The following is a 10,601-nucleotide window of genomic DNA, read 5'->3' on the forward strand; positions in this document are numbered from 1 at the left end:
ATGCAAATGAAAGACATCAGCAGACGGGGATTCATCAAGCGCGGACTTGCTGCTTCGGCAGCGTTTGGGATGCCCGCAATCGTCCCGCGAAGCGTTTTCGGCGCAGACGCGCCGACTGAACGCGTGAACGTCGGGCTTGTCGGTTGCGGCAATATCGGCAATTACCACAAGAACTGGCTCAAGCAGTGGGATGACGTGCGGATCGTCGCGGTCTGCGACGCGTACAAATCCCGCCGGATCGCGATGGCGGAGGAACTGAACGCGCACTACGGCGCCGGCACGACGACCATATACGACGACTTTCGCGAGGTTCTTGCGCAGCCCGACGTGGACGCCATTTGTATCGGCGCACATGATAACTGGCACACGCCCATGGCAATTGCCGCGGCGCGAAACGGTAAGGACATCTACTGCCAGAAGCCGCTGACCTTGGACCTGGGCCAGACGAAGCTGCTCCGGAGTGCGGTCAATGAGAACCAGCGCATCTTCCAGTTCGGTACGCAATACCGCTCCGAGTCGTCGTATCCGCGCATGGTCGAGCTGGTGCGCAACGGGTATATCGGCGAACTGCAGCGGATCGATGTCTGGTGCCGCAATGTGCTGAACGACACGAAGCAGTACAACGTGCCGCCGTACGGGTCCACCGAGGAAGTGCCCGTTCCCGAGGATCTCGATTTCAACGTGTGGCAGGGGCCTTCGCCGATGGTGCCGTACACGGTCGACCGGTGTACGCCCTGGGGCGGGTACCATTGCCCGGAGACGTCGCTCGGGTTTGTCGCGGGCTGCGCGATTCACCCGCTCGGGATTGCGCAGTGGGGTAATCGGACGGACCATACCAGCCCGATCCGCTACGAGGGAACGGGAAGCGTGCCGGCGGAGGGCATTTTCCGGACCCTCGAACGGTGGGACGTCCAGTGTGAATACGAGAACGGGGTCAAGCTTCACATGATGGACATGATGACGGCGAAGCCGTTGGTGATGGAGTACTATCCCGAGAAATGGCAGGACGGCGACGGCGTCGTGTTTCACGGGACCGAGGGCTGGATCGGCGATTTCAATTTTGGCACGTTCTACGCGAGCAACCAGAAACTCTGGAAACTCGACCTGAAGCCGGAGGACGAGCGCGTCTACGAGTCGAAGGGCCACGTGCGCAATTTCATTGATTGCGTGAAGTCGAGAAAAGAGACCGTCTGCCCCGTCGAGATGGCTATCCGCTGTGATACCATCGCGCATATGGTCAATATCGCGGCCCAGGTGCAGCGCCCCATCCAATGGGATCCGAAGGCCGAGCAGATTGTCGGCGACGAAGAAGCCACGGCCATGACGACGCGGCCGTACCGCGAGGAATGGAAGGTCTGGTGATTCCCGATGCCGAAGGAGCGGAACACATTGGTTACGCGGCGGGACTTCATGCGGTGGAGTGTTACGGCCGGACTTGCGGTGCTGGCTGCGGAACGGGCACGGGCCGCGGAGGCGGAACGAGTGCGGGACCGGCTCTGGCTCTGGGCGCACTATCCCGGCGTGTATGACGGCATGTTCGGCCTGCCCAGGAACTCGCGCATCACGCCGGTGGATGCGGCGCAGTATCTGGGCACACCGAACATCATGTTTATCCAGGCGGCCGGGAAGCCCGAGTATCCATTCGATTCTTACGCCGCGTCGTTAAAGGAGGTAAAGAGGCTCCAATGGTCGATCACGGGAAGTTCAGGCGTCACATCGGATGAGGAACGTGAACACGTTCTGAGACTTGCCGCCACGATGCCGAACATCACCGGCCTCTACATGGACGATTTCTTCAATTTTGCGCGCAAGGGCCGGGAAGGGGCGATGACGGTAGACGAGGTGAGAGCAATTCGTGAGAGAATGACAATTGACGGCCGGCGACTCGAGTTGGGGGTTGTCGTATATACGGCGGACAAGTTCAACGAGCGCATGCGGCCTTACCTCGAACTGTGCGATACGATTTCCCTGTGGTCGTGGTCGGCCGAGGAACTCGAGGGCCTGGAGGCAAACTTCGCCAGGCTGCGTGAAATTGCGCCGGGAAAGCGGCTGCAGATGGGGTGCTACATGTGGGATTACGGCCCACGGCGGCCTATGCCGCTGGATCGGATTGAACGGCAATGTGCGACAGGCCTCAAATGGCTTCGCGAGAAGCGCATCGGCGATATGATCTTTTGCGGAGCACATCTCTGTGATCAGGGACTTGAAGCCGTCGAATGGACCCGGAACTGGATCGCCGGGGTCGGTGATGAACCACTCTCTTCTGCTTGATGCGGCAGTGCCCCGTTCGCAGATCGACAGATGGAGAGAAGGTTGGTTCCAAGTCGTCCGGCGGGTGCATGTAATGCCGAGGATATCAGTCCGCCAGTTCGTCGTACACGCTGGCTTTGGCGTTCCAGAGCAGCAGGAAGATGATGGCGCCGACGACTGCCGTGCCGACCATGACCGTATACGCGTAGTACCAGCCGAAATTCTCGGCCAGCGCGCCCAGGCCTACGCCTGAGACAGTCACGCTTGCGTAACTGAACAGACTCGTGAAGCCGATCGAGGTGCCGGCCAGCTTCTTGGTCGAGATATTGGCCGCGGTCACGCCGGTGAGCGCCTGGGGTCCGTAAATACAGAAGCCGGCCGCGAGCAGGGACGCGAACAGGAGCCACTTCGGCGCGGTCGTCGGAAGCATCCAGAAGCCGAGGATCGCCAGCGCGGCACCGGCCATACAGAACACGCACGTGCGCGGCGCACGCCCGCGCATGTAGCGGTCCGTGATCCAGCCCGCCGCCAACATGCCGACGACACCGGCTATCTCGAACGCCGCCACCATCCAGCCGGCGCGGTCGAGGGAAAGCCCCTTGGATTCCTTCAGGAGCGTTGGGCCCCAGTCCAGTACGGAGAACCGCACGAGATTGATGGTGAAGTTGGCGAACCCAATCATCCAGATCTGAGGATTGCAGAAGACCCGCTCGCGGAGAAACTGCGGGTCGACGGGTTCGTCCGCGCGCGCGCCTTTCACTTCCGTGCCGGCGATCTCCGGGAGGCCGACGGAGGCCGGGGTGTCGCGCAGCGCGATCACGAGCACGAGCAGGCCGATACCGGCGAGCAACGCGGGCGCCCAGAAGCAGAAGCGCCACGCGCCGGGCCCGCCGTAGGCCATGATGTAACCGCACAGGATTACGATCAAGCCGGCGCCGATGGAATGCGAGGTGTTCCAGATGGACATCTTGGTCGCCAGTTCGTTCGGCGGGATCCAGTGCGTGAGCAGGCGGGCGCAGGGCGGGAATCCACTCCCCTGGAACAGGCCGTTCAAGACCCAGAGGACGCCGAAGAGGGTGATCAATGCAGCAGTGAACGCCGGGCCGGACGCGGATCCCGTGAACAGCTTGGCGAAGACCGGACCGAAACCGAACGCAACATTCACGAGCAGGCACAAGGCAAGCCCGACCGACATGTAGAGCCGGGAATTGACGCGGTCACTCCAATAGCCGTTCAGGAATTTCGAGAGCCCGTAGACAAGCCCGTGCAAGGTCAGGAACAGGCCGAGGCTGGTTTTGGTTATACCCAGTTCGGACTCCATGCCGGGCATTGCGAGGCTGAGATTCTTGCGCAGGAAGTAGAACAGTGTATAGCCGATCATGGTGGCGATGACCGTGCGGTACTGCCAGTACTTGAACCGCCCGGCGACTTCTGCGGCCATCGCGTCCTGCTGGTCCTGCGGGTGCATGTCTGTTCCTTTCAACTGCACGTTCTGTCACGCCTTGTCCTCGACCAAGGAACAGGGTGATGCGGAGACCGCGTAACTCTATGGTCGGACGCCCGGATTTTCAAGGACCAGGCGATGCATAGCCCGAGCGGTATGGATGCCTGTTCACAGTATGTGCCGTTCGGGCGGCTGAAGCGTAATACGCACGCGGACGGGCGCAACGAGGTTCTCACAGCCAAACCTGGTTTCGTGGGCGCCCTGCGGCAGTTCGAGCGTGTCGGCAGGTTCTGTTCCCGTTTCCGGAGACGCGGACGCGGGGCCGTACAGGCGCACGGGCTCGCCGGGCCAAAGGAAGAGATATTGCCCGCCCATGACTTTTCCGACCCAGGCAAGACGCCGGCCGTTGACCTCGACCCACGGGTTGACAATTTCCGTATTCTCGGCCACGCGCAGCGCCTTGACATCGTCGACGGCGCAGGCAACGGCTGTCTTGGCGGGAAGCCCGTTGTAATAGAAGTTCAGCGTCGTCACGTGCGTGTAGTCAATCACATCGGGTTGCGGGCGCACCAGTTGTTGATAGCGCCAACCGGTGTAGTCGTTTTCGATATAGAAATCCGCTGCCTTCGTTCCATCCAGCAGTTGCACTTTGAACAGGCCGCGTTTGCCGTCGCCTCGCATCCAGAATCCGATGGCCCGGTGCCACGACAAGTCCAGTGGCGACGGAAAGGATTTGCCGAAGAAGGTCCAGCCGCTGGCGTCGTCGAGCGTGCTCTCAGCGGAAAACACGGCGCATGAACTTTCTTTGCCGTCGGGGCTGATAGTGACCTGTTGCGTTACGCCCGGCAGGGTCGCCTGGTGCGCGTATGCGGCAAGGTCATCGAAGGTCTCGAGCACAAGTGCATCGGCCGCGCGGTAGGCCGGGCCGGGCGCCATCGGAGGCCCCTGAGGCACGTGCAGTTGAAATCCCAATGTGGCAGGCCCCTGCTCGACGTTGTACTGCATGACGGCCGAGGTGTCATCACCGGGTGATATATCGTGCCAGGGCGCATACACAACGCGCTGGAACGCCTGTGTTCCTGCCTCGTCAAGCAGGCGGTATTCGCGGCGCAGATGGCGCAGCTCTGTCTGATCCTCCGGCTTCGTGCCGCACAACTCCGGGACAATGCGGAGGCGGGCGCGCATTTCGGGTGAGACACGGCCCGAAAGGCGCAGTTTCTCATAGCGCCCGATGAGGTCGAGAATCTCATTAATGAACGGGTGCGCGGATGCGGTCGAAACCGATACCTGGAAGGACATGGACGAGTCGTAGCCGATGCTGGCGGCGAGCACGTACTCGAACAGGTCGGGCGTCGCACTCGGGTCGTAGCCGTAGTACCAGCCGATATCGAGAGGCATGCCGTTCCGGGTGAACGTGTCGAACCATGCGGCCCGTTCGTCGAGATACCCCTTGATGTCGCCGTGGCCGTCCGCGGAAGCGCTGCGTGAGAGAATGTGCCACGAGTAGTGGCTGAAGCTGCTGGCCTGCAGGAGGATGTCCTTCTTCGCGAGTTTTTCGAAGAAGGCCTGGTGCATCTTGGCGTTGTAGTACCAGTGGTCCCCTTGCAACGCTTCCGAGCCGTCGAAGTAGATCATGTCGATATCGCAGGCGTTGGCGACGCGCGCAAAATTGGCGGACACCTCGTCGATCAGGGTTGTGTCCATGTCGTACAGGCAATACCCGTAGGACTGTCTGAGGTGATGAATCGTATCGCCCTGCGCATGGCCCGCCGCCTCCGTTCCGTGGATAGCACGTTCGCACCCCGTGAATCCAAACGGCTCGTCTGTCTTCCGTTCTGTGTAACGGAGAATCTCATTGCCAATCTGGAGGAGCGAACCATCAGCCAGATATCCGCCATCTTTGGCCGGGAAGGCCTCCGGAGCGGTCGTCGTGGGGACGAGATCCGCCTTTGCATCGATGTCGGCCGCCAGTTCCGCGGTGGCATTCTTCACGAGCCGCGGGTCGGGCACGGGCGTGATGTAGGGGTCCGGCGGATAGACCGAAGCACTGAGGAAATGCAGGCCGGTCGTGACTCCGGCTTCTTTGAACCGTCGGATTGTGTCGCGCAGACTATCGAGCCCTCGCGGAAAATGCGCCGTGTTGATATCGTAATGGCCGGTACCATTGGCCCAGGATTCCTGGCCGATCAGGAGCATGCCGAACCCGCCGCGGCGGAGCATATCGAGCACCGTGTCGCATTGGCTTTCGCTGAAGTTCGTGATGAAGAGATACGAGCGCTTGGCCCACGGCGACCGCTTGTTCCAGGCATCGCCGGGGCGTGGTGACGGTAGCCCGGCCGCGGGCTCGAATGCTTCCATCACATCAAAGAACGTTTCGGTCGGACTGATAACGAGGCCGAATCGCGCCGGTTGCAGGCCATGCTGCGCCAGGGTCTCGACGTTCAGCGTATGCGAGCCTGCATCGGCGAATGCATGCACGTTCACGGTCGCCGCCTGCAACGCCGCCGTGTGCGTGGAAGTCCGGGCGGCATTGAGCGTATCCACGAGTTGGGCGTCCGGCGGCGCGGCCAGCGAAAAGAGCGTCAGCCGGCTCGCGTCCGCGGGCGCTTCGAGCCGGGTCAGTTCGAACACGACAAAGCCGTGGCCGGGCCGGACCGCATATTCCAGGAGCGCACCGCCGGGAAAGGCGGCCGTCAACCGGTCGGGGGTGGCCGTAATGGACTCGGGCAACAGGTTTCCGCTGGACCCAAGCTGAACGACCGGCGCGGGCGTCTCAGGCCACGCGCCGCTGTCGCTTTCCAGCCGCGCATGCCCTTGGCCGGTAATGACAAGCCGCGCCGTGCTCAGGTCATAGGTTGTATCCGCGTGAACGGCGGAAACCAACGAAAGCAGGGTGAATACGCCGAGGACAGACTTCCGCATTGCTGGTCCCTTTCTGTTACTCGTGACAGCATACCACGCGCATGCGGATAAGAGTCCATCGGTGTCGCGGCAGAGAAGGGAATTGAGTAGGATGTCTCCTGCAAAGCTTTTCGGAAAAGAAGCCGAAAGGGATGACGGAGTATCGAGTAATGAGCAGTATCGGGTTTTGGGCGTGCATGATGTTATCGGGCGTTTCAGCCGCGTCGGGCGCGGACGGAATATGGCAGGCGTTGCTTGACTCGCCGCCTTCTCTGGAGGCAACAGCGGCGCGGCAGGGCGCCGTCGAGGCGCTGGATGAATGGATTGGTCAACCGGACTCGGAGGAGTCGCAGGAACGTGTGGCGTATTACCGCCGCGCCGTAGACCGCGTGATTCAGACGCTGCAGGCGGAGCGGCCGAAGCAGGGGATCCGCTGTTTTCAATTGTATTCGAGTTCTTCGATTGTGCAGACGCCGACGTGCACGTTTTCCATCGATTTGGATCAGGGGCCGAATGAAGATCTGCATCAGACACCGGAAGAGGAAGGTGTTTCCTTCTGCATGAGGGATGACGAGGTGGCCGCGCTGGCGGATCTCATCGATTATGCGTTCTACACGCACGAACACGGCGATCACGTAGATTACGAATTGATGCGGGCACTTGTCGAGCGCGGGAAGACGGTAGTCACGACGGCGAGCGCAAAGGAGGTCTGGGCCGGAGAGGTTTGGGCCGAGCCGATTGTGACGCCGGAACAGACCCTTGGCAAGGGATTGCGGATCGGCGTGCTCGAAGTGAACGTCTTGTGGGATCACCAATGGAACAACATTGAGCATTCCTCCGGGACGCCGTGCTACGGCTATGTGGTCACGACGCCGGAGGGAATCACGGTTGCGGCGAAGGGCGATATCAACTGCGCGTTGCAGTGGTACGGCTGGCTCAACGTGCTCGTGAAGAAAGGGCGGACGATCGACGTTATGGTCGGGAGCCCCTTGTACTGGCGCGGCGTCACGCTCACGGGCGAGATCGACACGTTGCTGGCCCCGTTATGGTTGCCGGGCCACAACTGGGAGTTCGGCCACCGGCCCGCGGGAGAAGCGCGGGGAAACGCCTCCGCTTTCTGGCAATCGTATGCGCTCCTGCGTATGACGGCCCGGCACGGGGACGCATCGGTACTCACGTGGGGTGAATATATCGATGTGGCGGAGGCCAGGAAGGGAAGCCGGTAGGCCGGAAGAAGGGATGCTTCGGCGCAGGAACGCGATCGTGTAAACCGGCGGTCGGGTAGGGCAGTCGAATATATAGTTCGACTTTCCATGTGGATGTAGGCGAGGGCGGATCGCGTGAGCAATCGGGAATCCTGCGATTGGGTGTGGCCGTGGGTGTTTACAGTCATCTCGGCCGTCAATGCGGTCGGGGTGACATTGGCCGCAAGTGGGGGATGGGGCCGCCTGCACGTTCCCTGTGTACTGGGCGCATCGACGGGTTTCGTGCTCGTCGCGATTGCCGGAGGCGGGCTGCGGTCAGGCTATGGGCGGTGCATGCTCGCAGGGCTGGCCGCGTGCTGGACCGGCGATGTGCTTGGCGGGGACTACTTCCTCAGCGGCCTGTGCGCGTTCTGCCTGGCCCATGTCGCGTTCATTTGCGCATTTGCAGCGAAAGGAATCGCGTGGAAACGCGTCGCGACGGCCGTCGTCCCCATGGCGATTGTGCTCACGGTCATTCTCCGATGGCTGCTGCCGCACGTCGAACGGCCAATCGAGATTCTTGCTGTCTGCACCTATGCCACGCTGATCACGACGATGGTTTTGGCCGCCGCGGGCGCATCGGAAGGACGCGTCGGCCGCCTCATTGTGGCCGGCGCGCTCATCATCTACGTGTCGGACATCTTCGTGTCCGGCTGGAGATTTGTTGGCTTCCCAACGGAGATCGGCCGCTTCTGTTACCCCCTGTACTACACGGCCTGCCTGATATTCGCGATGAGCGTGTACGCCCGGAACCGTTGGCGCGAGGCGTAGCGCTCATTTCAAATGGGCGAAGAATTTTGCTCACGCCAAGGCGCGAAGGCGCGAAGAAGAAGTGGGGAATGTGCGGCGGCAGGCATTAACTCGTTGCCAGGTTGCACTTGGCAACGGATTTGTCCCGCGAAGCTGCACTTCAAGAAGGGCAGCATGCCCAGAGATGCGGGGCCGGGTCCATGGCAACCACGTGCTAGCGTTAATACAAAGCGCAGCTTTTCAGAGAAGGACGTTACCAAGTGCAACTTGGTAACGAGAAAAGAACCGGCGGACTTCGCTATGCTCTCCTTGAATTGCGTGCCTAAATCCACACGGGAGATTACCTCGCTATGTCACGAGTAATGGTGTTTTTTTGCGTTATGTCCCTGGGCGCATGCGTTGCGGCGGCCGCCCCGAATTACAGCATCACGTCCGAGCCGTATCTTACGGGCGGCTTGTTTACGAACCCGCTGTTACCCCACGTGGGGCAGGAAATCTCGATAACCATCCGCGCTGTTTGTGAGGGCGGCGCGCAACAGAAGCCGTCCGCGCGAATTGCGATCCTGGATGCGGCCGGAGAAACGGTCTTTGAGAAACAGCTCGGGCTGACGCCCAGCCCGGCCGTCCAGAATGATGGTCAGAAGAAAGACGCTCCGCCGAGCGTGCCCAGCGCAGAGGCGGCCGTTACGTGGAAATCCGGTCACAATGGCCTCTTTACGGTACGGGCCGGCATCGATCCGGAGAACGCGGTGGCCGAGTCATGCGAGTCGGATAATGAAGCCGAGTTGGTGTTGCCGGTCGTGGTGACGGGAAAAGGGCGGAAACTGCATTTTCCCTGGTACCGGGAGTCGGCGTGCACGCGGTGGTGCACGTGCATCACGTCGGCTGAAAAGACGCAGCGCGTTCTGGAACGGGGCATCATGCCGTTGGCCTGGGAATACGGCGGCATGAGCTGGACCAATTACGATAAGGAGCTGGCCAAGACGGACCCCGAGGCGGTGCTTGCCGAATTCGAGCGCTTGTTCTACGAGAGGTACTCGTCGACAGCGGACGTATTCGGATTCGGCATTGACGAGGTAGGCGGCTATCCGGAATCGTTTGCCCTGCGCGCGTCCGTGGCGTCGGTGAAAGCGCTTGCCCGTGTAAAAGCCAACATGCCCAGGCGGTTCTTTGCCGTCTGGAACGGCGGGAGCCTGAGGCCCGAGATTGCCGCCTATTGCCGGCAGGGGGCGGATCTGTTGATTCTTGAGACCTATTTGTGGCGCGCGCTGCCCGACGAGCTCGGCTGTCAGGACATATATGCGGCGCTGGAGTCGCGCGTCGAGCCGTATGTGCGCGCCATGGACATGTTTCAACCGGCCTACGCGAATGACTGCTATACTTTGTTCGGCCTTGACACTTCGGAGCGGCCCGACCGCACGGACGTGGGTGAACTGGAACAGGTCATCCGGTTCATCCGCCATAAATTCCCCGAAATGCGGGGCGTGGGCTGGTACAACGGCGGTTACGGCAGCTACGGGCTGACGCGCACCGAGGCAACCGATCAGCACCACGACGCCGTGCAACAAAAGGCGGACCAACTTTGCTTCGAGTATTGGATCAAACCGTGCGTGACCTTGATGGAAAAGAGCTTGTGGATCTCGCAGGAACCGGACGGCGACAAGTCACTGGTTTTGGCCGTCAGTAATGTCGGCAGCGTCGATTCGGGAAGCGTGACCGTCGAACTATTTGCGGATGGCGCGCCGGTCGGCGCGCAGTCGATTGACCACGTGCCCGCCGGGGCCGGACGCAACGAGAATACCGTGCAGATCAGGCAGCCCATTGACGTTGTCGGAGGATCGCATACCTTCAAGGCGGTCATTACATCCGCGCCCGGCTCGACCGTACTGGACGACGTGGTCGAACTCACGCGATACGTGCCATAGCGCCGATTATGGCTGTTGCGGGGCCGGATCCATGGCAACCAAGTGCCAGCATAAATACAAAGCATAGCTTTTCAGAAAAGGACGTTA

At 61.2% G+C, this 10,601-nt stretch carries 7 protein-coding genes; 5 read left to right on the plus strand and 2 right to left on the minus strand.

Annotated features, from left to right (window positions below):
• Together KA184_12135 and KA184_12140 are read left to right on the plus strand one after the other, a co-directional pair.
• Nucleotides 1-1,362 (plus strand): Gfo/Idh/MocA family oxidoreductase (locus KA184_12135; GenBank protein MBP8130318.1); only part of this gene is annotated, 1,362 nt, incomplete at its 5' end.
• 27 nt (nt 1,363-1,389) lie between these two features.
• On the plus strand, nt 1,390-2,271 hold the full coding sequence (locus KA184_12140) for a hypothetical protein (protein ID MBP8130319.1): 882 nt from the start codon (nt 1,390-1,392) through the stop codon (nt 2,269-2,271).
• Nucleotides 2,272-2,356: 85 nt separating this feature from the next.
• On the opposite strand, the gene KA184_12145 is transcribed toward KA184_12140, so the two are convergent.
• Nucleotides 2,357-3,691 (minus strand): MFS transporter, encoded by a 1,335-nt coding sequence (locus tag KA184_12145; GenBank protein ID MBP8130320.1) that lies wholly within the window; start codon nt 3,689-3,691, stop codon nt 2,357-2,359.
• A gap of 171 nt (nt 3,692-3,862) precedes the next feature.
• Nucleotides 3,863-6,616, minus strand: coding sequence for a hypothetical protein (locus KA184_12150; protein ID MBP8130321.1), 2,754 nt, complete (start codon nt 6,614-6,616; stop codon nt 3,863-3,865).
• A 149-nt stretch (nt 6,617-6,765) separates the two neighbouring features.
• Here KA184_12150 and KA184_12155 point away from each other — a divergent pair, with 149 nt between their 5' ends.
• The 3 genes from KA184_12155 (at nt 6,766) to KA184_12165 (ending at nt 10,514) form a co-directional block, all read left to right on the plus strand.
• Nucleotides 6,766-7,821 carry an MBL fold metallo-hydrolase gene (locus KA184_12155; protein MBP8130322.1) on the plus strand — a complete coding sequence of 352 codons (1,056 nt, stop codon included), beginning with the start codon at nt 6,766-6,768 and terminating at the stop codon, nt 7,819-7,821.
• 114 nt (nt 7,822-7,935) lie between these two features.
• Nucleotides 7,936-8,610 carry a lysoplasmalogenase gene (locus tag KA184_12160; protein MBP8130323.1) on the plus strand — a complete coding sequence of 225 codons (675 nt, stop codon included), beginning with the start codon at nt 7,936-7,938 and terminating at the stop codon, nt 8,608-8,610.
• Between the two features lie 329 nt (nt 8,611-8,939).
• The gene (locus tag KA184_12165) at nt 8,940-10,514 is read left to right on the plus strand and encodes a hypothetical protein (protein MBP8130324.1); all 1,575 of its coding nucleotides are present in this window, start codon (nt 8,940-8,942) and stop codon (nt 10,512-10,514) included.
• The last annotated feature ends 87 nt before the right edge of the window (nt 10,515-10,601 follow it).

This window comes from Candidatus Hydrogenedentota bacterium, from assembly GCA_018005585.1.
Lineage (GTDB): Bacteria > Hydrogenedentota > Hydrogenedentia > Hydrogenedentales > JAGMZX01 > JAGMZX01.

Excerpts from the sequence above, each read along its gene's own strand:
- KA184_12165 (MBP8130324.1), top strand. The coding sequence starts at position 8,940 with ATGTCACGAGTAATGGTGTTTTTTTGCGTTATGTCCCTGGGCGCATGC.
- KA184_12150 (MBP8130321.1), bottom strand. The coding sequence starts at position 6,616 with ATGCGGAAGTCTGTCCTCGGCGTATTCACCCTGCTTTCGTTGGTTTCC.
- KA184_12145 (MBP8130320.1), bottom strand. The coding sequence starts at position 3,691 with ATGGCCGCAGAAGTCGCCGGGCGGTTCAAGTACTGGCAGTACCGCACG.
- KA184_12155 (MBP8130322.1), top strand. The coding sequence starts at position 6,766 with ATGAGCAGTATCGGGTTTTGGGCGTGCATGATGTTATCGGGCGTTTCA.